Origin of the sequence: Paenibacillus algicola (assembly GCF_005577435.1) — a bacterium.
Lineage (GTDB): Bacteria > Bacillota > Bacilli > Paenibacillales > Paenibacillaceae > Paenibacillus_AQ > Paenibacillus_AQ algicola.
The window spans coordinates 1,391,775-1,417,500 of the sequence record NZ_CP040396.1 but is presented as its reverse complement, the minus strand read 5'-3'; the positions used below and the strand labels follow the sequence as shown (position 1 = coordinate 1,417,500).

General features: G+C 52.5%; 25 protein-coding genes and 1 pseudogene (1 of these 26 running past the window's edge). All 26 read right to left on the bottom strand.

The genetic code is table 11. The features are described from left to right. Nucleotides 1-1,236, bottom strand: partial view of a LysM peptidoglycan-binding domain-containing protein gene (locus E6C60_RS06290; protein WP_138225086.1) — the 5' portion only. 222 nt of this gene lie to the left of the window's left edge; 1,236 of the gene's 1,458 nt are visible here — the first part of the coding sequence; its start codon is at nucleotides 1,234-1,236; its stop codon lies beyond the left edge, outside the window. 146 nt (nucleotides 1,237-1,382) lie between these two features. Next, complete coding sequence (gene pheA, locus E6C60_RS06285) at nucleotides 1,383-2,273, bottom strand: prephenate dehydratase (RefSeq protein WP_138225085.1); 891 nt, start codon at nucleotides 2,271-2,273, stop codon at nucleotides 1,383-1,385. Further along, nucleotides 2,270-3,238, bottom strand: a complete 969-nt coding sequence (gene thrB / locus E6C60_RS06280; RefSeq protein ID WP_138225084.1) for a homoserine kinase — start codon at nucleotides 3,236-3,238, stop codon at nucleotides 2,270-2,272. Before thrB ends, pheA begins: the two co-directional genes overlap by 4 nt. Then, nucleotides 3,235-4,308, bottom strand: a complete 1,074-nt coding sequence (thrC, locus tag E6C60_RS06275) for a threonine synthase (protein WP_138225083.1) — start codon at nucleotides 4,306-4,308, stop codon at nucleotides 3,235-3,237. Before thrC ends, thrB begins: the two co-directional genes overlap by 4 nt. Nucleotides 4,309-4,381: 73 nt before the next feature. After that, nucleotides 4,382-5,693 (bottom strand): annotated as a pseudogene (locus E6C60_RS06270) (homoserine dehydrogenase). A 61-nt stretch (nucleotides 5,694-5,754) separates the two neighbouring features. Continuing rightward, the gene (locus E6C60_RS06265) at nucleotides 5,755-6,192 is read right to left on the bottom strand and encodes an ACT domain-containing protein (protein ID WP_138225082.1); all 438 of its coding nucleotides are present in this window, start codon (nucleotides 6,190-6,192) and stop codon (nucleotides 5,755-5,757) included. Nucleotides 6,193-6,415: 223 nt separating this feature from the next. Further along, the gene (gene obgE, locus E6C60_RS06260) at nucleotides 6,416-7,726 is read right to left on the bottom strand and encodes a GTPase ObgE (RefSeq protein ID WP_138225081.1); all 1,311 of its coding nucleotides are present in this window, start codon (nucleotides 7,724-7,726) and stop codon (nucleotides 6,416-6,418) included. An 18-nt stretch (nucleotides 7,727-7,744) separates the two neighbouring features. Continuing rightward, on the bottom strand, nucleotides 7,745-8,500 hold the full coding sequence (locus E6C60_RS06255) for a Spo0B domain-containing protein (protein WP_138225080.1): 756 nt from the start codon (nucleotides 8,498-8,500) through the stop codon (nucleotides 7,745-7,747). Nucleotides 8,501-8,669: 169 nt separating this feature from the next. After that, a complete protein-coding gene (gene rpmA, locus E6C60_RS06250) occupies nucleotides 8,670-8,981 on the bottom strand; it encodes a 50S ribosomal protein L27 (protein WP_138225079.1) in 312 nt (103 codons plus the stop codon). 6 nt (nucleotides 8,982-8,987) lie between these two features. Beyond that, on the bottom strand, nucleotides 8,988-9,332 hold the full coding sequence (locus E6C60_RS06245) for a ribosomal-processing cysteine protease Prp (protein ID WP_138225078.1): 345 nt from the start codon (nucleotides 9,330-9,332) through the stop codon (nucleotides 8,988-8,990). A 13-nt stretch (nucleotides 9,333-9,345) separates the two neighbouring features. Further along, a complete protein-coding gene (gene rplU, locus E6C60_RS06240; RefSeq protein ID WP_138225077.1) occupies nucleotides 9,346-9,657 on the bottom strand; it encodes a 50S ribosomal protein L21 in 312 nt (103 codons plus the stop codon). Nucleotides 9,658-9,823: 166 nt separating this feature from the next. Continuing rightward, complete coding sequence (locus E6C60_RS06235) at nucleotides 9,824-11,053, bottom strand: Rne/Rng family ribonuclease (RefSeq protein WP_138225076.1); 1,230 nt, start codon at nucleotides 11,051-11,053, stop codon at nucleotides 9,824-9,826. A 105-nt stretch (nucleotides 11,054-11,158) separates the two neighbouring features. Beyond that, on the bottom strand, nucleotides 11,159-12,013 hold the full coding sequence (locus E6C60_RS06230; RefSeq protein ID WP_138225075.1) for a M50 family metallopeptidase: 855 nt from the start codon (nucleotides 12,011-12,013) through the stop codon (nucleotides 11,159-11,161). Beyond that, nucleotides 12,010-12,888, bottom strand: coding sequence for a M23 family metallopeptidase (locus tag E6C60_RS06225; RefSeq protein WP_138225074.1), 879 nt, complete (start codon nucleotides 12,886-12,888; stop codon nucleotides 12,010-12,012). The genes E6C60_RS06230 and E6C60_RS06225 overlap by 4 nt, the downstream gene beginning before the upstream one ends. A 171-nt stretch (nucleotides 12,889-13,059) precedes the next feature. Continuing rightward, on the bottom strand, nucleotides 13,060-13,854 hold the full coding sequence (gene minD / locus E6C60_RS06220) for a septum site-determining protein MinD (protein ID WP_138225073.1): 795 nt from the start codon (nucleotides 13,852-13,854) through the stop codon (nucleotides 13,060-13,062). A 3-nt stretch (nucleotides 13,855-13,857) separates the two neighbouring features. Continuing rightward, nucleotides 13,858-14,520: a septum site-determining protein MinC gene (minC, locus tag E6C60_RS06215; RefSeq protein ID WP_138225072.1), complete on the bottom strand. Its 663-nt coding sequence runs from the start codon at nucleotides 14,518-14,520 to the stop codon at nucleotides 13,858-13,860. Nucleotides 14,521-14,604: 84 nt separating this feature from the next. Beyond that, complete coding sequence (gene mreD / locus E6C60_RS06210) at nucleotides 14,605-15,132, bottom strand: rod shape-determining protein MreD (protein WP_138225071.1); 528 nt, start codon at nucleotides 15,130-15,132, stop codon at nucleotides 14,605-14,607. Then, nucleotides 15,129-15,956 carry a rod shape-determining protein MreC gene (gene mreC, locus E6C60_RS06205; RefSeq protein ID WP_138225070.1) on the bottom strand — a complete coding sequence of 276 codons (828 nt, stop codon included), beginning with the start codon at nucleotides 15,954-15,956 and terminating at the stop codon, nucleotides 15,129-15,131. Before mreC ends, mreD begins: the two co-directional genes overlap by 4 nt. Nucleotides 15,957-16,061: 105 nt before the next feature. Further along, complete coding sequence (locus E6C60_RS06200) at nucleotides 16,062-17,096, bottom strand: rod shape-determining protein (RefSeq protein WP_138225069.1); 1,035 nt, start codon at nucleotides 17,094-17,096, stop codon at nucleotides 16,062-16,064. A 39-nt stretch (nucleotides 17,097-17,135) separates the two neighbouring features. Then, nucleotides 17,136-17,825: a RadC family protein gene (gene radC / locus E6C60_RS06195; RefSeq protein WP_138225068.1), complete on the bottom strand. Its 690-nt coding sequence runs from the start codon at nucleotides 17,823-17,825 to the stop codon at nucleotides 17,136-17,138. A gap of 23 nt (nucleotides 17,826-17,848) precedes the next feature. Continuing rightward, a complete protein-coding gene (locus E6C60_RS06190; protein ID WP_138225067.1) occupies nucleotides 17,849-18,502 on the bottom strand; it encodes a Maf family protein in 654 nt (217 codons plus the stop codon). A 16-nt stretch (nucleotides 18,503-18,518) separates the two neighbouring features. Continuing rightward, on the bottom strand, nucleotides 18,519-18,761 hold the full coding sequence (locus E6C60_RS06185) for a DUF4321 domain-containing protein (RefSeq protein ID WP_138225066.1): 243 nt from the start codon (nucleotides 18,759-18,761) through the stop codon (nucleotides 18,519-18,521). 138 nt (nucleotides 18,762-18,899) lie between these two features. Continuing rightward, a complete protein-coding gene (locus tag E6C60_RS06180; RefSeq protein WP_175415226.1) occupies nucleotides 18,900-19,862 on the bottom strand; it encodes an SPOR domain-containing protein in 963 nt (320 codons plus the stop codon). Nucleotides 19,863-20,013: 151 nt separating this feature from the next. Further along, a complete protein-coding gene (gene murC / locus E6C60_RS06175) occupies nucleotides 20,014-21,387 on the bottom strand; it encodes a UDP-N-acetylmuramate--L-alanine ligase (RefSeq protein ID WP_138225064.1) in 1,374 nt (457 codons plus the stop codon). Nucleotides 21,388-21,393: 6 nt separating this feature from the next. After that, complete coding sequence (locus E6C60_RS06170; RefSeq protein ID WP_175415225.1) at nucleotides 21,394-22,761, bottom strand: bifunctional folylpolyglutamate synthase/dihydrofolate synthase; 1,368 nt, start codon at nucleotides 22,759-22,761, stop codon at nucleotides 21,394-21,396. A gap of 31 nt (nucleotides 22,762-22,792) precedes the next feature. After that, on the bottom strand, nucleotides 22,793-25,459 hold the full coding sequence (locus tag E6C60_RS06165) for a valine--tRNA ligase (protein WP_138225062.1): 2,667 nt from the start codon (nucleotides 25,457-25,459) through the stop codon (nucleotides 22,793-22,795). Nucleotides 25,460-25,726 lie beyond the last annotated feature (267 nt).

Genomic DNA, 25,726 nt, shown 5'->3' with positions numbered 1-25,726 from the left:
ATGGCAGCCGCAGTCTTTTTGCGGGCCGTGTAGCGGGAGGGGACTCATATCGGCTCCATATGTTGACCATGGCTGGCACGGCTGAGATGGCATTCCCATGACCATTCCTTGCTGTTGACCGTGCATCGGTTGATGATACATGGAACCAGCGCCCGCAATCGCCTGACCTCCCCACATCATTTGTCCGTAGGGTACCCCGCCGTAATAATCTGGTGATATAGCCATCGGTGAAGACTGCATCTTGTGCTGGGCCGCTTCATGAGGCTGTGGATATACACTGCCTGATGCTGTTGGATATTCAGACACTCCAGCATACATCATCTCATGCCCCCCTGCATTCATGCTCATTGGAGAGCCATAAGGCATAGGATAGGCCGCTGGATGACCCATGCCCCCATCAAACCACATCGGATATGGAGACAATGGCGATCCCTCATTGCAGCCACAAGGCATTTCAGGCAGCATGCTATAGGATGCTGTGGGCGCCCATGGTGCCGGCATCCCTCCGTACATCGGATTTACCATAGACTGGGAGAAGTCTCCTGGAGCACAAGGCATAGGAAAATGAGGCATAGCCTCACTGGCTTCCGTATACGGTTCAGGGCAGGCTGGCATGGACGGATGCATGTCAGGCAGGCATTCTTTCTCAATGATCACAGTCTTCTCTACAACCTCTGGGCTTACGGTAATCTCTGGCTTTACCACGATTTCAGGTGCAATCTCCACTTCGATCTCCAGTTCTTCCGGCATATCAGGGGCTTCTGGCATGTCAGGAACCAAGGGGAGTGAAGGCGCCGTCATCTGTTCTTTGGGACCTGTGTAGGTTTTGCTCCCAGGTGCGGTTTTGCCAAGGAGGTCCGGTGCTGCCTCCATTTCCTTCTTCTCGACAGCTCCTGCTGGTGAAGGTGCCGGTATATTAACGATTTCTCCGACCAAAAGAGCATTGGGATTCTTCAGCTGCGGATTAGCCTCAATCATGTTCTTAAGGGGAACTCCCCATGCTTTGGACAGCTTCCACAGTGAATCTCCCTGCTTCACCGTATGCTTATGGATAGACGTGCTTGAGCCGTCCGGCACGGTAACGGGTTCTGCCGGAATTTTAATTTTGGCACCGATGTCCAGCTGATCAGGGTCCACCAGCTGCGGATTGGCATCCATAATCTTGGCCAATGAAACCCCATACTTTTGTGACAACTCATATAAGGTGTCGCCCTGTTTGACGATGTGGATTTTCACGCTGTACAAACCTCCTATACTCCTCTTTTAGGCCACCGTTAGGTTATCGCCCGCATTGAATAATACATCCTATGCAGGCAATGGGCGATTGACCTCCCTAAAAGCAAAAAAAATCCCTGTCGCAGTAGCGACGGGATCTTTTCAAGCTATGTTGCTGCCGGGGATTGCTGTTTATTGTAAGCAAAGCCGGGATAGGAGCCGAGCACTCGAACCTGACAGCCCAGCGCTTCGATCTCTCCAATAGCTGCTGTCAGCAGCACAGATTCAGCCGATTCCATAACATCAATGTAGAAGTAGTAGTTACCCAGCTTTTTTTTGGTTGGACGAGACTCAATTCGGGACAGGTTCAGCCGGCGCCATGCAAAAGCGGAAAGCACCTGATGCAGGGCTCCTGGCACATCCTCCGGGAGCGTAACCAGAACACTTGTCTTGACATACACCGATGTACGCGGAATGGATATCGAATGGCTTCCAACCAGCACAAATCGGGTGTAGTTGTTGTCGTGATCCGTAATTGACGGGGACAGGATATCCAGCCCATGCGTCTCAGCACCCAGCGAGGTACCGATGGCCGCCCAGCCTTTCCCCGGGTTCTGCTTCACAATGTGTACTCCTTCAGAAGTGCTGCCTACCGGCTCCAGCTCCGCACCAGGTACATTGCGTGAGAGAAACTGCCGACATTGAGCAGTCGCTACAGGATGAGAGTAAATTTTCGTAATCCGTTGAAAATCAATGCTCCCGTCTGCCCGCTCAAACTCAGCTCGGCTGCCGATCAGATTCTGTTTCGAAGGGTACACCCACTCCGCCTGCATCGGGATCTCAACTTCATTCACAAGCCAATCCATATGAAGACTGACCGAGCCCTCAATCGTGTTCTCAATCGGAATGACGCTGTAATCGGTTCTGCCTTCTACGGTAGACATGAACACATCAGAAATCAGCTTATGGTGAACCAATTCTGCCGGCTCGCCGTTCAACAGATACAACAGTGCTTCATGCGATACAGATCCTGAGGGTAGAAGTGCGATTCGGTTCATATTGTAACTTCCCCTTTAACGATATCCATCAGGGTAGTGCCCCGGTTCATGCCCAGAACAGTAACACCCTCTTTATCGGGCTTCAGCAGCTGGGCTGACGCCTGAATTCCCTGCTCCTTCATCGTCTCCAAAAGATAGCTCTTCAGCATCTCGGTTCCCTCATCACCGCGGCGCACGAATGCAATCATCGTCGGCCCAGCTCCGCTTAAAGCAATGCCCAAAGCCCCTCGCCCTGTAGCTTCCTTCAGGATGCGGTCCATTCCAGGCACGAGACTCGCCCGGTAAGGCTGATGCAGGCGGTCCTGCATCGCGGCAGAAATCAGGTCCAGCTGCCCCGAGGAGAGCGCTGCGGTGAGAAGTGAAGACCGGCTAATATTAAATACGGCATCTGTTAATGACACATGCTGCGGCAATACGTCCCGAGCCTTGGTCGTGGCCAGCTGAAAGTCTGGTATGACCACTAGCGTCTCCAGCTCTTCGGGAGGCTCAATCCGCACGTAGTCCGCATGCTGGCCGTCCCAGGCAGACGCAATAATTCCCCCGAACATGGAAGCTCCTACATTGTCAGGATGACGCTCCAAGTCTGTGGCCATGTCAAATAGCTTATGATCCGGCAGCGGCGAGCCTGCAACAGCATTGGCTGCCGCCAGCGCACCAACGATGGCTGAAGCACTGCTTCCCAAGCCGCGCGTCAGCGGGATGTCTGAATACATTCCGATGTGGAGCTCCGGAATTGAAATCCCGGCCTCCTGAAATACCAGCTGCGCTACCTTGTACAGCAGATTATCCTTATTTTGCGGAAGGCCCTTCATTTCGTCACCGTGCAGCTCGAATACGGTCCGATCATGCGGTCTCATTTCAATCCAGGCGTACAGCGATAGCGCCATGCCCAAGGTGTCAAAGCCGGGTCCCAGGTTTGCCGTACTGGCAGGAACCCTGATCCGTACGCCGTCGTTCAAGATCATACCTGCGCAGCCCCTTCAAGGGTAGCAATCGCATCCATAACGGCAGCTTCGTTGTCCGAGACTACGAGCGGCTCGGCGTTGACCGTTTTGATCGCAATGTTCGGATCCTTCAAGCCGTGGCCTGTCAGCACACAGACTACCGATTCTCCGCCCTTGAAATATCCTTCGCGCTTCATTTTGTAGACACCAGCGATCGATGCGGCAGAGCCCGGCTCAGCGAATACTCCTTCCCGGGAAGCAATCGTACGATAGGCCTCCAGAATCTCATCATCGGTTACATAGTTAATCTGACCTTGAGATTCTTCAGCAGCTATTACCGCCGTCTTCCAGCTGGCTGGATTACCGATACGAATCGCCGTCGCAACGGTTTCAGGATTAGCAATCGGCTCACCTTTTACGATCGCCATTGCACCCTCAGCCTCAAAGCCGAGCATACGAGGCAAGGTCGAGGACTTACCCGCTTCCTTATATTCCTTGAAGCCCTTCCAGTATGCGGAGATGTTTCCGGCATTACCAACAGGAATTGCCAATACATCCGGAGCTTTGCCCAGCTGATCCACCACCTCAAAGGCTGCAGTCTTCTGTCCTTCGATACGATACGGATTCACAGAGTTCACCAGCGTAATCGGATGCTTCGCTGTAATTTCACGGACGATTTCAAGCGCACGGTCAAAGTTGCCGTCAATCGCAATGACTTTGGCTCCATAAATGATCGCTTGTGCCAGCTTGCCGAGGGCAATATTGTTGTTTGGAATCAACACAATACAGTTCAGCCCCCCACGTGCAGCATACGCTGCTGCCGCGGCGGAGGTGTTCCCGGTGGACGCGCACATAATCGTCTTGCTTCCTTCTTCCATCGCTTTCGCTACAGCCATGACCATACCGCGGTCCTTAAAGGAACCGGTTGGATTCAAGCCTTCAAACTTGAAATACAAATCAAGATCCAGATCCTTGGACAGATTCTCCGCACGGATCAGAGGGGTATTCCCTTCCTTCAGCGTCAACAATGGTGTGTTCTCATTTACAGGCAGATAATTTTTATAAGTTTGGATTAAGCCTTCGTATGGCATAGCAATACTCTCCTCGTATTCATTCAAATAAGTGATATTTAACTAGCATGACTCCAACGGACACCTGGCCTGATTAGCCTTCGACCCGATACACGCTTTTAATCTCGCGGATAACTTCCAAGCCTTCAAAATGATCCAGCACCTTATCCATACTCGCTTTGCTGGCATTGTGGGTTACAATAATGATTTCTGCCTGAGGTGTCTGATCATTCGGCTGCTGAACAACCGACTCCAGGCTCACCCCGTATTCTGCAAACACCTGTGTAATCTGTGCCAATACCCCAGCCTTGTCATCTACGTGAAGCAAAATGAAATTCTTAAACATAATCTGATCATCGGTCTTCAGCACCTTCGCCTTATAAGGAGCGATCGCCTGAAGCCCGTTGACTCCGAGCTTAAGATTCTTAACCACAGCTACCAGATCGGCAACCACTGACGTAGCTGTAGGCATCTCACCTGCCCCTGGTCCGTAAAACATGGTCTCGCCCACAGCTTCTCCATACACATAAACCGCGTTGAACACACCGTTTACGGCGGCCATCGGGTGACTGGTGCGGACCATTGTTGGCTGCACACTAATGCTGACCTGCTCCTGCTCCCGATCCGCGATGCCGAGCAGCTTCATTTCATAGCCGAGACGTTTAGCGTACTGGATATCCTCTTTCGTTACCTGGGAGATCCCCTTCACACTTACATCCTGCAGCTCCACGTTCGTACGGAAGCCGAGCGTTCCCATAATGGCCATTTTGCGTGCCGCATCCAGACCTTCTACATCCGAGGTGGGATCTGCTTCTGCATATCCGAGCTCCTGAGCTTCAGCCAAAACATCCTCGTAGGATGCTCCTTCCTGGCTCATTTTGGTCAAAATATAGTTCGTTGTTCCGTTCACAATGCCCATGATCTTCGTAATCCGGTCCGAGGAGAAGCCCTCGATCAGCGTCCGTATAATCGGAATGCCGCCGGCCACACTCGCTTCATAAAACACATCGCACTGCTTCTCTTGAGCTTTAGCCAAAATTTCCGCCCCATGCAAAGCCATCAAATCCTTGTTGGCTGTTACAATATGCTTGCCCTGATATGCTTGCAATATGCTTGCCCTGCTCAAGCGCCTCCAGGATATACTCCTTCGTCTGCTCAATCCCGCCCATCACCTCTACAATGACGTCGATCTCCGGGTCACGGATAACTTCCCATGGGTCAGATGTCATCTTGCTGCTGTCAACCGAAATACTGCGTTCTTTCTCTGTATTCTTAACAGCAATCTTGCCGATCGTAATCGGTGAGCCCACCTGACTGCTCAAATCCTCCTGATGTCCTTCCACAATCCGAACCACACCTGTTCCTACAGTCCCTAATCCCAACAAACCTACCTTAACCGGCTTCATCTATACATTCCCTCCTGTATTCTAGCATCAATCTCTTCTTTCCCTATGTGAATCCATCCTGTTATCCCTGTCCAATCATCTGGACCCGCCGGACTCCCTGGATGCGCCGAATGCCGACCAATAAATCGTCCAGCTCCTCATTCAGCCTTGAAACCTCTACGGAAATAACGACGTTGGCAATGCCTTGCAGCGGGATGCTCTGATGAATGGTCAGCACGTTTCCGCCTTCCCCAGCGACCAGTCCCAGAACTCCTGACAGCATGCCCGAGCGATGTTCCATATCAATGGAGATGGTTACAATTTCGTCCCGCTCCAGCTGGTTAATGGGATGAATACCGTCTTTGTATTTGTAAAAAGCGCTCCGGCTTAATCCCACCTGCTCCACAGCATCGTGCACGGTCTTGGCCTCTCCGGCCGCCAGCAGTCTCTTGACCTGCATCGTCTTGACGACAGCTTCCGGTAAAATATCCTCTCGGACCAAATAATAACGTTCTTTCACAAAACGTCCTCTCCCCAAAGACTACTGTATTCATATAGTGGACATTATAAGGGATATTGAACAGGAGGGCAATACATTCACGTCTATTTTTTGTAATGCGTGTTGCTGCCTTTCCCCACTATACCTTAAAACGGCTATGAATTGAGGCTTTGCAGCAATAAAAAAAACGCCGATTTCATAACATGAAATCTGGCGTTCTTCATAGTGGCTCTGTTGCAGGGCACTAGTAATAGCTGCTTCCCTCAACAAACTCAAACTCAAAATCCGCAATACGTACAATCGTTCCGTCCACAGCCCCCCGGCGGCGAAGCTCATCGTCAATGCCCATATGTCTCATCGTCCGCGCAAGCTTCAGAATCGCATCATGGGAATTCATCTGCATCCGCTTGAGCATGCGCTCAATGCGCTCACTGTGCACCACGTACGCCTCATTGTCCCGGGTAATTGTAAAGGAATTGTCCTCCTGCTGCTCGAATCGGTACACCTTGCGCTCTGCTACCTCCGGCACTTCTTCTACTGCAACCTCCTCCGGAATTTCATCCAGTACAGCAGCGGCTTTGTACAGAAGCTCTTTAATGCCTTGGCGCGTCAAGGATGAGATCGGCAGAATCTCAAGATCCGGCCGGACTGCTGCAGTCTTCTCACGGAACACGCTTAGATTCTCCTCCGACTCCGGCATGTCCATTTTATTAGCTGCTACGATCTGAGGGCGCTCGGCCAAAACCGGATTGTACAGCCTGAGCTCTTCGTTAATTTTTACCCAGTCTTCAAACGGGTCCCGGCCCTCAGAGCCCGACATGTCCACCACGTGAATAATGACACGCGTACGCTCAACATGACGCAGGAATTCGTGTCCCAGTCCGATTCCCTCATGAGCACCTTCAATCAGACCCGGCAGGTCTGCCATTACAAAGCTACGGTCATCTCCTACTTCCACCATCCCCAGGTTCGGAGTTATCGTTGTGAAATGATACGCCCCGATCTTCGGCTGGGCAGCAGATACTACGGAGAGCAGCGTTGATTTGCCGACACTTGGAAAGCCGACAAGACCGACATCTGCCATCACCTTGAGCTCCATCGTAATGTACCGCTCCTGCCCCTCTTCTCCGTTCTCTGCAAGCTCCGGAGCAGGATTATTCGGTGTTGCAAAACGGATATTTCCCCGTCCGCCCCGTCCGCCGCGAGCGACGACAACCTGCTGGCCGTTACGTGTCAAATCGGCAATGATCTCGCCGGAATCATCATCAATAAGCACTGTTCCCGGAGGAATCCGAACAATCATATCCTCGGCGCCGGCACCGTGCTGACTTTTATTTCTGCCCTTTTCGCCACGCTTGGCTTTAAAATGGCGCTGGTAACGGAAATCCATCAAGGTTCTCAAGCCTTCATCTACCCGAAAAATAACGTCTCCGCCTCTTCCGCCATCCCCGCCGGCAGGTCCGCCGTTAGGAACGTATTTCTCCCGCCGGAACGAAATCAAGCCGTCTCCGCCGTCTCCGCCTTTTACAAACACTTTCGCTTTATCTACGAACATCGGTTATCTTCACCTTCCTCAAGTCACATACGGGATATACAGACGGTAGGTCATATGATCCGTATCGACCTGCTCTACCCGTAATTCTGTATGCTCCGTCACGCGCTTCAATTGCTGCTCCAAAGCACGGCGGTCTCCAAAAGCTCCTTCTCCTTCAAGCTCGGCTATGCAGTGATCCTCCTGATCCCAGAAGGTAATAATCAGCTGTCTTTCTTCCTCTGGCGAACCGCCTTCTCCCGCCTTCTCATAGATGTCTACAGCAGCAATAATGACTTCCGTCAAAGCCTCCTGCCGCAGCGGGGACAGCTTCTCATTCAAGTGCAGCTGGTCCACGACTTCGATCTCAAGCTGCAGCGGCACATTAAAGGTTCGATACGCCTGAAAGTAAAACACGAGTGAAGGAATGCCCAGCTTCGACACTTTGCTTTCCTGAAGCATCCGTTCTTTTATTCTTTCCACACATTGCACCGATTTATCATGCTTGCCCAACTGGATATAGCCGTACATAATTTGCAGCTCGTTCATCCAATCATGACGGTGATGATTCAGTGCCTGCACCGCCCGCTCCTTCAGCTGCTCCTCGGACATTCTTTGCTGCTCAGCCATAGATCTCTCCTGCTCCCGCAGCACCATCCTTACCGCGAACAGCGTTGCGGCAACAGACCAGATTACTGTCCCAAGAGCTGCCAGAAGGCCAGGCATCCACAGCAGCCAGATGACAGGAAGCAGTATTGATCCCCCGGCCCCAGCCGCAATCCATTTCCAGGACTTCATGAACTCTCCCCGTTCCCTATACTGGTTAGTTTCACCAAAACCAAGTATACCATAGACGTTATTCGGGATTCATCCGTGATCCATAAATAGTTCTGCCTTGATCCCTAAAAAAAGAAGCCCCCGGCATACTGCCGGAGACCTCTTCATCTGTATGCCGGATTGAGGACAATTAAGCCTCAACTGCTGCCGCTACAGGAGCGACCTCAACCGGGTAGACGCTCACTTTCTTGCGATCACGACCCCAACGTTCAAATTTCACAACGCCATCGACTTTCGCAAACAGAGTGTCGTCTTTACCAATGCCCACGTTCGTGCCTGGGTGAATCTTGGTTCCGCGTTGGCGAACCAGAATGCTTCCGCCCGTAACGGTTTGACCGTCTGCACGCTTCGTGCCGAGACGCTTGGAAATACTGTCACGACCGTTCTTCGTGGAGCCTACACCTTTTTTGGATGCGAATAACTGAAGATCCAATTTCAACATGTTAGCCTACCTCCTTCTTTTAATAATCTTAACCTGTATTTGAATATACTCATCGTATGAATCTGCAATACTCTGCAGCATCAGCACCATCGATTCCAGGAGCAGCTGAACTTGTTCCGAGGAGGCGTTATGTCCTTCATGCGGCAGCACCGCACTCAGAAATCCACCTTTCATCTCGGCCTCCATGACTGTGCCGGTTAACGCCTCGATCGAGTTGACCGTGCCAACAGTGACAGCGGAAACCCCAGCGCAAACGATATCCTGTCCCGGATCTGCATAACCTGCATGACCCTTGACTTCAAAGCCATGAATTCTTCCGTCGTCCCGGCGGGAGATCTGTACAGTAATCAATTACCGCACCCTCTTACGCCTGAATCTTCTCGATTGTTACTTTCGTGAAAGGCTGACGATGACCTTGCTTCTTGTGGTAGTTCTTCTTCGGCTTGTATTTGTATACAACGACCTTGCGGCCTTTACCGTGCTTCTCTACCTTTGCAGTTACAGAAGCTCCGGATACTACCGGTGTTCCTGCTACCAGGCCTTCACCATTGGATACGGCCAGTACACGGTCGAAAGTCACGCTTTCGCCGTCACCTGCATTCAGCTTCTCGATGAACAACACATCGCCCTCTTGGACTTTGTATTGCTTACCACCTGTTTCGATAATAGCGTACATTTGCTTGCACCTCCTCATGTCTCAGACTCGCCTGATTCAGGTGTCCAGCCGAGCAGTCTCGACCGTCCTTGTCAACCTGACCGGAGCGGTTACAGCATGTGCAGCAAATTGTTCGCTGAACACATACCAAGAGATGATAACACAGAATAAAAGTGTCGTCAATCCATCAACTCGTAATTCCTTTGCCGGAGCAGGCTTTGCAGATTCTGCGATAGGGGTTAGCCGCAGGATCCCGTTCCATCTTCCGTGTAATTTCGAGCAGTCCCAGACGCGTCCAGCCCAGCACAACGCATTTGGTGCGGTCCTTGCTAATAATCTCCTCCATGGCAGACAGCACCAGCTCCCGGCTATGCTCTTCCTCCATATCAATAAAGTCAACAATAATGATGCCGCCCATATCCCTCAAACGGAGCAGGCGTGCAATCTCCCTGGCAGCACTGACATTGGTGCGCGTGACCGTTTCCTCCAGACTGCTGCCCCCCGTATAACTGGCCGTATTGACATCAATCACCGTCAGGGCCTCCGTCTCATCAATGACAATCGTACCGCCGTCTGCAAGCTGGATCTGTCTCGAAAAAGCCTGCTTTAGCTGCTCCTCTACGCCATATGCCTCAAAAAGAGTTCGGTCCCCTTCGTAAACCTTGATGCAGGGCTTGCTCCCAGGAAGCAGCTCCTGCAAATAAGCACGGATTTCCTTCGCTTCAGTCGGCCTTGCTACAATCAATTCATCCTGCTCCGGGCTAAATACATCGCGAATAAATCGGTGGACCATGCCCCGCTCCCGGTGCAGCAGTGCCGGTGGCCTTTGCTTGATCGCCTGCTCCAGAATACGCGACCAAAGAAATCGCAGCCACTCCAGATCGCTGCGCACAGCTGCTTCTTGTTCCCCCTCTGACACAGTCCTGATAATCAGGCCCTCTTCCTTACCTATCAGGCCTTCTCCCAGCTGCTTCAGACGCGATCGTTCATTCTCCCGGGAAATTTTCTTGGATACAGCGACATATCCGGCCTTAGGCATATAGACCATAAACCGCCCGGGGAGAGAATAATGAGTCGTCACCCGAGCGCCTTTTCCGCCCATCGGCTCCTTCACGACTTGTACAATCAACTCCTGGCCTGCACTTAGCAATGCTTCAATAGACGGCTTGGTGTCGGGCTGCTTCTCCAGATGGGGAGAGAGCACATCATCCACGTACAAAAAGGCATTCTTCCTCAGTCCGATGTCAACAAAGGCGGCCTGCATGCCTGGAATGACATTAACGACCCTGCCTTTATAAAAATTGCCGGCCGCACCGGGATGCTCACCCCGTTCGGAGGCATATTCCAGAAGGATACGGTTGTCCAGAAGAGCGAGCTGAACAATGTCTGCTTCGCTCTGAACGATAAGCTGCTTCATGGCCTCACCTCTTTAAGCGGATACTGTCTGTTGATTATACCATTTCAACAGCTCACGCTGGGCCGATTTGGAGCACATTGCTCCTCTGCTGAAATGATAGATATGCTAGTCACGCACCGGGGGTTCTTTGACTGCAAAGTAGGAAGAGATCACCTGCTGTTCAGGAAGAACAGCCATGACGCCCCCGCCCCGATTCATGACATAAATCAGATGAACCTTTTCTCTCCTAAATAAACGCACAATCTCATCTAAAGGTTTCGAAGCATCTGCTACAATAGCTTGAGCTTCTCCACTCTGCTCTCCTGCATAGCTGCTTCGCTGGACTAGAAAACGTACGAAGCGGTAAGGCACATTCCGATAATCCTCGAAATTGGAATATGCCAGAAACAAGCCGATCATCATGATATTCAGCTGCAGCGTCTCTCCGGTGAACAATGGCTGGACGCCGATCGCGAGCATGACGAGGCTGCAGAAGCATCCCGCCCGCGAGGTCCAGATCAGTGTAGCGTGATAAGGAGCGAACAGACTGATCAGCGCCTGCAGCAATTTTCCACCATCCAGCGGCAGAATCGGCAGCAAATTGAACAGGGCAATCATCAGATTAGCCTGGATCAGGTATTCCAGAAAGCTGGCGTCTCCCCAGCCAATGTACAGCAGCAGCTTTGCCATGCCAATCATAATTACATTCTGCAGCGGCCCTGCAAGCGCAATGACGATCTCCTTGTATGCATTCATCCTTCCCTGCTCTTCAATGACCGCCACGCCTCCAAACGGCAGCAGCTGGATGGACCTAACCTTGAAGCCCATAGCAGCAGCTGCAGCAGCATGGCCTAATTCATGGATGAACACAATAATGAAGAGCGTCAGCAGCTCCAGAAAGCCACCAGTGATCACCGAAGCCAGCATAATCATGACAAATAGCGGGTGTAAAGACAGGACTGTGCCCCGAATGGTAATCAAAACGGAATCACATCCGCCGGATCGACAGGCATGCTCCCTTCTTTCAGCATAAAGTAAAGCACAGGCTCTTCACCGGAAGAAAGCGATAACGGAACCACTCCCAGCACATCCCCGCCCTGCACCCAGTCCTCGGCCCTCAGTGTGACATGGCTTAATCCGCTGTACTGCGCGTAGCGGCCGTTTCTGTGCTGCACCTCAAGCGTATACAGTCCATCCGGGAGCGGACGCACCTTCATAACTCTGCCAGCCTCAATACTGTGTACCTCCCGAGAGGATTGCTGCTCGCTCTGAGGAACGATTTTGATCCCCTTCATATCTACAACAAACGGCTGCAGTACCGTCCCGCTAAGGGGCGGTACGAGCATTTCTCCGTTCACCTTGGTAGATTCCTGTGGATCCTGTCCAAAAATCGGGATAAAGGATGGCGCACCGCCAAAATGCTCTTCATACCAGGCCTGGGCTGCTGCAAAATCCATCTCTCGACTTAGCCCGTCCAGCACAAACCATTGCACACGGGCTGCCCAAGGCTGATCGGTAGAAAAAACGCCCCAAACCGCTCCGAACAAAAGCGCACTGATAACAATTCTCCGAAGCAGGCCTGTCATCAGCCGCGGCGGACCTGAAGCGGGCGGAGTCGGCACCGGCTCCTCCCAGCCTCTATAGCCCTGCTTCCAGAGCTTTTCCGGGTCACGCTCCGACACAGGGTCTTGCAGCGGTGAAGCTAAAGAGCCTGTGAAGTGCTTCTTATTGAACTCCGCAGCCTGCAGCAGAGCTTCAGATTCCTGCCTCGTTGCTGATGCCGGATTTGCCTTTTCCTCCAGCAGCTCCCGAATTCGAGCTTCTCTTCTATTTCTGACCGATGTGCGGATGTCCATACGAATTCTCCCCCAGAGCTTGTTTTACCTTATCCTATGTGCCATAAAAAGCGGTTTAGAACAAGCCTTACGAGAGCGAACATCCACACAACGAAAAAAAAGCACCTTCTGAGCCAAAGCGTCTCAGAGGTGCCGGGTTGCTGCGGGGCCTAATCATGTCGGGCTTTCCTGCTAGCCCATGCCAAAAAATTTCTTAAAGCGGGTAAACATGCCTTTTTTCTGATGGATTTGCATTAAAGGCACGGTATCTCCCAGAATCCGCCGGGCGATATTGCGGTAAGCAATTGCCGCTTGGGAGTCCGGGTTCATTACCGTCGGCTCGCCGATGTTCGCTGCTTTAATGACCATTTCGTCATCCGGTACAATTCCGATCAGGTCAATGTTCAGCACCTGAAGAACGTCCTCAATTTCCAGCATGTCTCCCGACTTGACCATATTCGGCCGAATCCGGTTTACGACCAGCTTCGGTGACTCCACTTCCGAATTCTCCAGGAGCCCGATAATCCGATCGGCGTCACGGACTGCCGCATGCTCAGGAGTCGTCACTACAATTGCTTTATCCGCACCTGCAATCGCGTTCTTGAAGCCCTGCTCAATACCTGCCGGACAGTCGATAATAACGTATTCGTATTCCTTCTTCAGTTCCAGAACAATATCCCTCACCTGTTCCGGTGAAACAGCGTTCTTGTCCTTAGTCTGGGCGGCAGGCAGCATATACAGCTCGTCAAAGCGCTTATCCTTGATTAGCGCTTGATTAAGGCGGCATCGTCCTTCCGCAACGTCGCAAAGATCATATATGATCCGGTTCTCCAGACCCATAACGACATCCAGATTTCGCAGGCCGATATCGGTATCTACCAGGCATACCTTCTTGCCCAGCAGTGCCAGGGCCGTTCCGATGTTGGCCGAGGTCGTCGTTTTGCCGACTCCGCCTTTGCCTGATGTGACGACAATTGCCTCTCCCATGTTCTACACTCCTTTAAACACATTAAAATCCCGGCCCAAACGAGCAATGTTGCTAATCTTGTCAATCTTCATGACATCATCCTGCAGATAGGCAAACTCCATCACCGTCTCCCGGGTTTCCCATTCGTCCGGCGGCCTGCTAATCTTCTCCGAGATTCGAAGCTGCGTTGGAGCCAGGTAGGATGCAGCAATAATCGCGTCCTGATTCCCTTCAGAACCAGCGTGCGCCGTTCCCCTCAGCGCCCCTACAATGTAAATATCTCCGGTGGCCACGATGGTACCGCCGGGATTCACATCGCCCAGGAAGAGCAGGTCCCCGCGATGATGCAGCACCTGTCCGGAACGCACCATGCCTGCTTTCACTGACGGTCCCTTCTCAGGCTCACTCTCCGGGCTGACCGGAGGAGATTCCACGGAACGGATCAGCAGATTCCCCTTCTGCTTCAAAATATCTAGAATACTCTGCTTCTCATCATCATTAATTCTCCGGGAGCCCAGCTTCACATCCACGTGAATAATCGGCCCGGTCAGTATATTCTGATGGCTATGCTCCAGCTTGTAACGAAGCTCGCTGAGCAGCTCTTCAAAATCACATTGATCATCAAGCAGGAAAACCAGGCCATCTTTGATGCCCTTAATCGTAACGTGATTGGATTTTACAGCCATAAGCCTGTCCCTCCCATCTACATACATTTCGCGGTCACAGCCTGTAGTTCCTGCCGGCCTCTCACCAAAATGTCGAAATTAGATTCAAGAAGCCTTGCTTCGCCGTGGCGCCTTCACAACCAGATCGAGCTGTTTGCGGACAGGCACATAAATGATCAGGGCAAACGCGAAATGAATCAGAAGATCGGGCAGCATTTGATGCAGCAAAGCCCAATTGTACGAATCCGGATTAATCCGGAACAGCTTGTAGATGCCGAACAGCATACTGTCCAGCAGCAGGCTCCCCAGGATGACAGCGGTCAGCATGACCGGCAGAGGAGATCGCGGCTTGTTAAATATCATTCCCATGATATATGCCGAGACCCCCATCCCAAAGGAGTAGGTACCGATCATTTCGCCGTAATAGATAATGTCATGTACAATTCCGAAAATAAGTCCCAGCACAAGCCCGGTATGGCGGTGATGATAAATTGTCGCAAATAAAATAGCAACAAACACGAGATTTGGAGAAATGATTCCCTGCAGTGCAGGCGGTGTCAGCCAAAATCCAATGGTTCCCTGAAATATAAACAGCAGAAACAGCAGCAGGATCAGCAATTGATAACGCTTCATTCCTGAGGCTCCTCCGGCGTAAATACGACCAGGAGTGTCTTCCAATCCTGGAAGTTTGCCGCGGGTTCAATGGTGGCGGTTCGGGTCAGGCCAAATTCCCCGGTCTCTACCTCTACCACTTTACCGATAATCATGCCGCGAGGAATAACGCCTCCGTTACCAGAGGATACAATGAGATCCTGAGGAGCAACCGGATCGTCTTCCGGAATGCGCGTCATTTTCAGCATCCTGGTTTTCTTGTCATAGCTCTCAATGATGCCAAAGGTGTCCTTATTCGAGACCGTGGCCGCGATCTGCTGCCGCTTGGCATCCTGCGGGTCCAGGGTGGTAAGCAACTTCACGGTCGAGGTGAAGTTGCCGACCTGGCTGATCACACCGACCATCCCTTCTACCGAGATGACCGTCATGTTCTGCCTTACGCCATCCTTTTCTCCCAGGTCAATGACGAGCGTATGATTATTGGGATCCTGATTCACGCTGAGCACATTGGCCGGCCGGTAATCATAATCGTATTTGTTCTTCTGGGCCTCTGTGAACTTGAGCATGTTCATGTAGTCTTCATTCTCTGCTTTAATCCGGTGATACTCCGCACTTTCACGGGCATACTGGGCCACGGCCATCTTCAGGCGCTCATTCTCGCTGTAGACTTCTTTCATATTCCTAACATCTTCAAAGAAGCCCGCTATATAAGAAGCGGGCTTATAAAATACGCCTTGCACAAATCCAACGGTGTCTCTCATGAACTTTTCGGGCCAGGTCAGTCCCACACGAGGTCCCAGTGTAAAGCCCATGAGTGCTATAAACGTGACAAGTCCGATCAGCATAATAAACAGTCGTTTGTTGCCTAGCAGCTTAAACAGTTTCTAACACCTTCTAACGTTACTGTTATATTCCCGAATCCTTTGTTCAATCAGGGTCTGCTCTCCAGACTACCGCTTGGAACGGCTGGCTGAGCTGCTGCGGGATTTGAACAGATGAATATTGTCAAGCGCTTTGCCTGTGCCAATAGCTACGCAATCCAGCGGATTCTCGGCCACAATGACCGGCATTCCGGTTTCTTCTGCAAGCAGCTTATCGAGGTTACGGAGCAGCGCACCGCCACCGGTAAGCACAATGCCGCGGTCCATAATATCTGCTGCGAGCTCCGGCGGACATTTCTCCAGCGTAACCTTTACAGCTTCAACGATGGCATTGATCGTATCTGCCAGCGCTTCACTGATCTCATCGGACGTAATCGAGATCGTCTTCGGCAGTCCGGTCACGAGATCCCGGCCGCGAATTTCCATGGTTTCTACGGATTCCAGCGGCATGGCGGAGCCTACTTCCATCTTCAGCTGTTCTGCCGTCCGCTCTCCGATCATTAAATTATACTGGCGTTTGATATAAGAGATGATGGATTCATCCATTTCATCGCCGGCAACGCGAACCGAGCGGCTTGTTACGATTCCGCCCAACGAAATAACAGCTACCTCTGTCGTTCCTCCGCCGATATCTACTACCATGCTGCCCGTCGGCTCCCATACCGGTAGATCCGCTCCGATTGCCGCTGCGAACGGCTCCTCAATCGTGTAGGCTTCACGTGCACCGGCTTGCTTCGTTGCGTCCTCTACAGCGCGCTGTTCTACCGCTGTAATACCGGAAGGCACACACACCATGACATTCGGATGACGCTGAAAGAACGAGCGCTGCTTCTGCGCCTGACGAATGAAATATTTAATCATCGTCGCCGTAGTGTCAAAATCGGCGATGACGCCGTCCTTCATTGGCCGGATTGCCCGGATGTTGCCGGGGGTGCGTCCAATCATTTTCTTGGCAGATTCACCGACCGCCTCAATGCTCTTCGTATCTGTACGCAGGGCAACCACCGAGGGCTCCCGAACGACAATACCTTTACCACGGACATAAACGAGTGTATTCGCTGTCCCCAAATCAATTCCTAAATCCTTCGTGAATCCACCAAACATGCTGTAAACTCCCTTTCTTCCTCAATCTGGACTATTATATTACATCAAACCGCGTTCCTTCAAACTGACAAAGCTTCCATCTCCAATAATGATGTGATCCAGTACGTCAATCCCGATAATGCTCCCCGCCTCGACCAGGCGTGTTGTAAGCGCAATATCCTCCGGGCTTGGTGTAGGATCCCCGCTGGGATGATTGTGCGCACAGACGAGCGAAGCGCAGCTGCTCTTGATGGCAGCCCGGAAGACCTCTCTGGGATGCACGACCGCTGCGTTCAAGCTGCCAATGGACAGCGTCTCCTGAGCAATCACATGATTCTTGGTATTTAAAAAAAGACAAACAAAGTGTTCTTTATGCAGAGAGCGCAGCTCCTCGCTAAGCAGATCTGCAGCATCGCGCGGACTCCGGATAATGACCGGCTCGCCTCGCTTAAAACCGGACATTCTTCGTCCCAGCTCAATCCCGGCCTTTAGCTGAACCGCCTTGGCTGGCCCGATCCCTTTAATCTGCGTCAATTCGGTAATGCTTAAATCTGACAGCTCCCGAATGCTGCCTGCCTGTTGCAATATCCGCTGGGCTACGTGCACCGCCGATTCCTGGCGGGTTCCGGTCCGCAGCAGTATCGCGAGCAGCTCAGCATGACTCAAAGCGCTTGCCCCATAAGCCATCATGCGCTCTCTAGGTCGTTCATCATGGGGGATATCGCGCAGCATAAATGCGTGCGACTCCATGCCTTCCCCTACTTTCTATAAGTTCAACGCGTCATGTTCCTGCCGCCCTGGCTGCTGCTCTGCAAGCATCCGTCGAGCACGGAAATCCCCAGCTCCAGCAGCATATCGGACAGCATAGAGATCGAGAGGCCCACGACATTGAAGTAATCGCCCTCGATGCTCTCCACCAGAACAGCACCCAATCCTTGAATGCCATATGCCCCTGCCTTGTCCATCGGCTCGCCGGTTCTTACATAGCTCTCAATCTGAGTCTCCAGAAGCGGCTTCATCGCTACAGTTGTGACGCGATGCCGGAGCAGGCTTGTCCCTGTGGATAGATCCACGCAGGCAATGCCAGTATATACGGCATGTCTTCTTCCCTGAAGCCGGGAGAGCATTGAAACAGCCTCCTCCGGGTTCCGGGGCTTGCCCAGAATCTCCCCATCCAGCACGACTACCGTATCACTCCCGACAATAACAGCTGCCGGTGCAGCAAGTCTACAGCGCTCTAACACAGCCTCAGCCTTGCGGAGAGCCAGACTCTCCACAACCTGCTCAGGCTTCCATCCTGCAGGCGTGTCTTCGTCAGCGCCGCTAGGCATAACTTCAACCGGAAGACCAAGCATTTGAATCAGCTCCTGTCTTCGAGGAGAGGTTGAGGCAAGCACAATCTGCCGCCGAGATCTGTTGTCCGTCACGGGCTGTTCTCCTTGTCTAGAGCCTGCGATACAGCCAGACCGCTGTAATAATACCGATCAGTCCGAGCAGGCTAAGCTTGATTTCAATGTTTATATTATAATTGATAATATCCAATTGTGCCTCCGGCCTCCAGCCGATATAGGTCGAGGTTGTTAAAAAAGAAAGGGCCTTGACGGACATCAGCGCTTTGGCAAGCCAGGTTCCTGTCAGCCACCCCAGCAGTATGAACAAAATCAGCACTCCTGCGTTTTTCTTCATCTCTCATCGTCCCTCGCCATTTTTTGACACCTACATTATTATACGGTGTAACAGTTAGCAATACAAATACAAAAACAGCAGGGACAACTGGAAATAGTTGCCCCTGCTGTGAGGTATTTCTGACCCGGGAAATAAGGGCTATAGCAGTGAAATGAGCTTTTTTTGACCCATGATATAGTTCATCATGCCTGATTGGATTTCCCACAAATGCCCCTTGGCCTGGTTTTTGTTATATTCTGCGAGTGCCGTAACCGCGCTGTTCATCTGCTGCGCCATCCCCTTTAGCTGAGACTCCGCCTCGGGACTCATACCCTGAAGCAGCTCCAGCGCCTCCGTCCATTGTAAATGCAGCCCGGTTATACGGTTCATCGTTTCTGCATCGGCAGCAGTCCCGGTCTCCCGCCCCAGCATAAGGGCAGAAAACGCGCTGAGCTCTGAAGCCAGTCCTCCGCCCGTTTCTATGAACAGGCTCCATGGCAATCCAGAGACAGCCAGAACCGTCGTCTGTGGTCCCGCAGACACCACCTCTTTTACATAGAGCTCGATTCCGCTATGCTTCAGCTGACTGCTGAGCAGCTTCGCTCCCTCCCGGTCAGGAGATATTCCGGCATAGACACGGTAAGCCCCATCCATGTCCCCGTAGGCGGCCAGCCCTGACTGCAGCAGCTCCTTCTCTGCTTGCTTGGCCCCTTCCTCCGAGCTGAACATGCCGTATTGAAGCAAATAGTAGGTTTTTTCAGGAACAAGGACCGTCTCGCTTCCAGGCTGCACTCCCGCTGCATCATGCTGCTGTGACTGGGCCGCTTCCGGTACAGGTGCGGAATCGACAGGCGTAGTATGTTCAGATGCACGAGGCTCCCCGCCAAATGAATTCAAGACCGCAAAGCCGAACAGCAGACCGGTCAGCACAGCGGCTGTGATGGAGCCGATCAGCTTCCAGAGTGAAGCTTTCGGCGCGCGCGGGCGATAATAGCTGCCAAGATCCACTTCAATATTGTGATCCTCTGTCTTCGGAACTCCGGATAGCCGCACACTTCGCTCTTCTATCGTCCCCCGCGGCGGCTCTTGATCCAGACGAATCGTCATTCGGGATTTGCTCATGGACTCCCCTCCTTGGTTGTCACCTCTCGTACTACCCATATTTATGAGGATGTCCATCTCGTTATGTCCCGCTGCCGTGCCAGATGTAAATGAAAAAAAGAGCCATGCCCTGAAGGAAAGCCTCCTTCATAACATGACCCTGGTATTCACCTTATTTACTCTTCAGCACTTCTGCCAGAGCAGCTCCAACCTTCCAAATGTCACCTGCACCCATCGTAAGCACCAGATCTCCGGGAGCCACGCGTCCCTTCAAATCCTCCAGCACCTCATCCTTCGTCGAAAGGTACCTTGCTCCTGCATTGCTGTTCTGTACGATCAGCTCCGCGAGCTTCGCTGAGGTAATGCCTTCGATTTGCTTCTCGCCGGCCGGTGCGTAAATGTCGGTAATAATGACCTCATCGGCATCGCCGAAAGCGCGGCTAAACGCGTCCAGCAGGAAGAAGGTACGCGAGTAGCGCTGCGGCTGAAATACGGCTACAATTCTTTTTCCGGTTGCCTTTGCGGCGCTGATGGTCGCTTCAATCTCGGTCGGATGATGTGCATAATCGTCAATGACCAGAATATCATTGATTTCACCAAGCACCTGGAAGCGCCTTTTGGCTCCGTTAAATTTGATGATAGACTGGGCAATCTCTTCGAACGGGACGCCTGCCTTCATGCAGGTAATGACGGTAGCCATGGCGTTGTATACATTATGCTTGCCGGGAACCGAGAGCCGGATGGTACCCATGACCTCTTCACCGTGCAGCATCGTAAAGCTAACCTGCCGGTCTCCGAGCACAAGATCCCGCGCTGAGTATTCAGCATCATGGTGAATTCCATATGTGGTAGCCTGGTATTTCAGCTCCGGCAAAATAGCTCTGATATTCTCGTCATCCGCACACACAACGGCTGTTCCGTCCTCACGGATCTGGCTCAAAAATTGCACATAAGCCGCCTTGAGCTGGTTAAAATCTCCGTCATAATTCTCAAGATGATCAGCCTCAATGTTAAGCACTACCCCGAGCCACGGGTAGTACTGCAGGAACGAGCCGTCGCTTTCATCTGCTTCAGCTACGACATACTCCCCCTGTCCGGCCTTCGCATTCGTACCGACATTCATAATCTCTCCGCCGATAATAAAGGTCGGGTCTACGCCGCAATCCTCCAGCACCGTTGAGATCATGGATGAGGTCGTCGTCTTGCCGTGCGCCCCTGCTACCGCAATGCCCTTGCGCTCATTCAGCAGTCTCGCCAGCATTTGGGCACGGTGCAGCACGGGAATGTTCTGCTCCTCTGCCGCTACCCGCTCCACATTATCGCGAGAAAGCGCAGTCGAATAAACGACCAGGTCCGCTCCTTGAATCTGCTCGGCCGTATGGCCGATATATATTTGGGCGCCTTTGGCTGCCAGCTTTTCAGTCAGCTCCTGGGAGGCTACATCCGAGCCCGTAACCTTGTATCCCATCTCCAGCATCACTCTTGCAATGGCACTCATGCCATAACCGCCAATTCCTATAAAATGAACATGTTCCGAAGTATTCAACAATTTTCACCAACCTTTTTCAGCATCGGAAAGGCCAAGGAGGTCTGAACGCACGTCGGCAATCAGGTACAACGTGCCTGACACGACCCCGAGATCCTCCGCTTCCGTCCGTGACTTCAATGCTTCAAGCGCTTTTCTCCAGTCTGGTTCTATGATGATTTGAAGGGATGGTTTAGCGTATGACTCCCTGATCCGTTCAGCAACGTCTGCCAAGGCGTTGGCGTCCATTTTTCTCCGGAAATCCGGTTCAGTGATGATCAATGTATCCACTATAGGAAGTATATGCTTCAAATAGTCTTCATGATGCTTATTTGAGAGCATTCCCATCATCAGGTTCAGCTTTCGGTAGCGGTAGGTTCCAGGAAGGCTCTTCGCGAGCGATTCGGCTCCTTCCGGATTATGAGCTCCGTCGAGAATCAGTCGTGGCATTTGACTCACCTGTTCAAGGCGTCCAGCCCAGCGAGTGCTTGTAAAGCCCTTCTGCAAGTCATCAGGCTCAATAACAAACGCCATGTAATGGCGGAGAATGTCTATCGCCATCATGGCACAGGCCGCATTCTGGCATTGATGCTCGCCCTGCATGCCAATCTCCAGTTCCAGTTCCCGGAAAGGCCCCGAGAAGCGAAGCTTCTGGCTGTTTTCGTCCCCGGACAACCGCTCGTAGCTGAACTGCTCTCCTGCTGCATACAGTGTTGCGCGCTTGGAGGCTGCCGTCTGGCGGATAACCTCCAGAGCCTCCGGCTGGGAAACCGCCGTGACCACAGGTACCCCCGGCTTGATAATACCGGCTTTTTCCGCAGCAATCTCCTGAATGGTCTCCCCAAGAATATCGGTATGATCCATTCCTATGTTCGTAATCACCGATACGACAGGGTGAACGACGTTCGTCACATCCATTCTGCCGCCAAGCCCTGTCTCCCACACGACCACATCCGGTACCCGTTCCCGGGAATAGAACAGGATCGCCAGCGCTGTGGACACCTCAAACATGGTCGGAGAGCCAAGCTCACTGTCTGCAATCTCCTGTACAAGCGGATACAGCTGGTTTGCAAGCTTCAGCAATACCTCTTCCTCAATATCCTCACCGTCAATCTGAAAGCGATTCGTGAACTTCGTAATATAGGGCGAGGTAAAGGTCCCGACGGAATATCCGCCCTGCAGCAGCACGCGTGTCAAGAACGCACAGGTGGAGCCTTTACCGTTCGTGCCCGCCACATGAACGAACTTCAGCCGGCGTTCAGGATGACCCAGGCGCTCAAGCAGCAGCTCAATCCGCTCTAGACCGGGCCTGATCCCGAATGGGATCAAGCCGTTAATCCAGTTCACCGCTTCTGTATACGTCTCAAAGGGGGCTGCCGGGACCTTATTCATCATATCTTCACCTACGGATCCGGTTTGTCCCATATCAGCCTCTCAGCTCCGCGATACGGGCAATCACTTTATCCCGCTTGTCGCTGTAATCAGCCTGCTTGGCCTTCTCTTCCTCGATCACCTTCGCCGGCGCTTTGGCCACAAATCCCTCATTACCCAGCTTCTTGTCTACCCGGGATACCTCGCTATTGAGATGCTGCAGCTCCTTCTCCAGGCGGGCAATCTCCTGATCGATATCGATCAGGCCGGCAAGCGGAAGGTACAGCTCCGCCCCTGTTACAATTGCAGTCATCGCTTTATCCGGCGTGGACAGGCTCAGACCCGCTTCGTATTGGGAAGTGTTGCAGAAGCGGCGGATGTACACTTCGTTGCGCTGAACAATGCTTAAGCCTTTGGCGTCCGAAGCTTGAAGGAGCAGCTCGATTTTCTTGCTCATCGGTACGTTCACCTCGGCCCGGATGTTCCGGACTGCACGGATCACGTCCATAAGCATATCCATTTCAGCAACAGCCTCCGGGTTCTCCAGAGCGGCATCATAGGTCGGCCATTCTGCCAGCATAACGGTATCCCCGTCATGAGGAAGATGCTGCCAGATTTCCTCGGAAATAAACGGCATGAACGGGTGAATCAAACGCATCGTGCGATCCAGGACATAGACGAGCACGGACTGGGTGTTCTTTTTGGCAGCCTCATCCTCGCCGTACAGTGTCAGCTTCGCAAACTCAATATACCAGTCACACAGATCATCCCAGATGAAGTTATAGAGCAATCGGCCTGTTTCGCCGAACTCGTAGCTGTCTATTAGACGCGTAATGTCGCGTGAAGTTTCGTTCAGGCGATGCAGAATCCAGCGGTCGGCTGTACCCAGATCCCCGCTGATGTCGATATCGCTGTATTGTACGCCCTCCAGATTCATCAAGGCAAAGCGGGAGGCGTTCCAGATCTTGTTGGCGAAGTTCCGCGCCTGCTCTACCTTCTCCCAGCGGAAGCGCAGATCCTGTCCCGGCGTAATTCCTGTAGAGATCATATAGCGCATGGCATCTGTGCCATACTTCTCGATGACTTCCAGCGGATCCACGCCGTTGCCGAGCGACTTGGACATTTTCTTGCCGTCCGCATCCCGCACCAGTCCGTGCATCAGCACATCCTTAAACGGCTTCTCGCCGGTAAACTCCAGCGCAGTGAAGATCATCCGGGCTACCCAGAAATAAATAATGTCATAGCCGGTCACGAGAACATTCGTTGGGTAGTAACGCTTGAAGTCCTCACTGTCCTCCGGCCAGCCTAGTGTCGAGAACGGCCAGAGCGCGGAGCTGAACCAAGTGTCCAGAACGTCCTCATCCTGCTTCAGCTGATGACTTCCGCACGCGCTGCACACGTCCAGCTCGTCATGCGATACATGCACTTCGCCGCACTGCTCACAGTACCAGGCTGGAATCCGGTGTCCCCACCACAGCTGCCGGGAAATGCACCAGTCCCGCACATTCTCGATCCAGTGAAGATAGGTTTTCTCAAAGCGTTCCGGCACGAAGTTTACACCGTCTCCGGATTTTTGCGCCTCGATGGCGGCATCGGCGAGCGGCTTCATTTTGACAAACCACTGTGTCGACAAATACGGCTCAACGACCGCGCCGCTGCGCTCACTGTGCCCGACCTGATGAACATGGTCCTCGATACGGATCAGGACGCCGGCTTCCTGCAGATCGCTGACAATCTGCTTGCGGCATTCGCTGCGGTCAAGCCCTTCATATTTGCCGGCGAAGCCATTCATGGTGCCGGACTCATCCATCACCGTGATCTGCGGAAGATCGTGGCGCAGGCCCATCTCAAAATCGTTCGGGTCATGGGAAGGGGTGATCTTCACCGCACCGCTGCCGAAGTCCTTCTCTACATACTCGTCTGCGATGACCGGAATTTCCCGGCCTACAACCGGAAGCACCAGCATTTTGCCGATCATATCCTGATAACGCTCATCTTCCGGATGCACCGCTACCGCTGTATCTCCCAGCATCGTTTCCGGACGGGTCGTCGCGACCGTAATAAACCCGCTGCCATCCTTTAACGGATATTTCAGATGATACAGATGGCCCTGTACCTCTTTATATTCCACCTCAATATCAGACAGGGCTGTCCGCGCTGCCGGGTCCCAGTTAATAATTCGCTTACCGCGATAAATGAGACCCTTGTTGTACAAGTTCACGAACACTTCCCGTACTGCACGGGACAGTCCCTCATCCAGTGTGAAGCGCTCGCGGGAATAATCCAGGGAAAGCCCCATCTTCGCCCACTGCTCGCGGATGGTATTCGCGTATTGCTCTTTCCACTCCCACACCTTCTCCAGAAACTTCTCGCGCCCCAGATCATAACGGGTCACACCCTGCTCGCGCAGCTTCTGCTCGACCTTGGTCTGTGTAGCAATGCCGGCATGGTCCGAGCCCGGTAGCCATAAGGCATCATAGCCCTGCATGCGCTTGACCCGGATAATGATGTCCTGAAGGGTAAAATCCAGAGTATGGCCGATGTGCAGCATACCGGTCACATTCGGCGGCGGAATGACGATCGTAAAAGGCTCTGCCTCCGGTCGCTTCCCGGCGTTAAAAAAGCCTCCGTCCTTCCAGTAGCTGTACCATTTCTGTTCTGCAGCTTTGGGATCATAGGTGGTCGGCATCTGAGCCGAGCCTGTCGTTTCTTTGGATTCCATATTCATTTACCTCCGTTACTTAGTCAGCATTTCCATACTATAGGGTTTTAGCCGTACCGCTGCGGGAGGGCCGCGCAGTCCGGAACAACAAAAAAAGCCCCTCGTCCTCAAAGGACGAAAGACTTTGGTTCTCTCGCGGTACCACCTTTGTTTCGCAATCCACCAGGAGCACTTCTACGCTCACGGCAATCCTGATCACACTGCGACACTCTGCACAGATAACGGCTGCAGCCGGCCTGCTCTAACTGGGTCCTCACATCGGTGTGT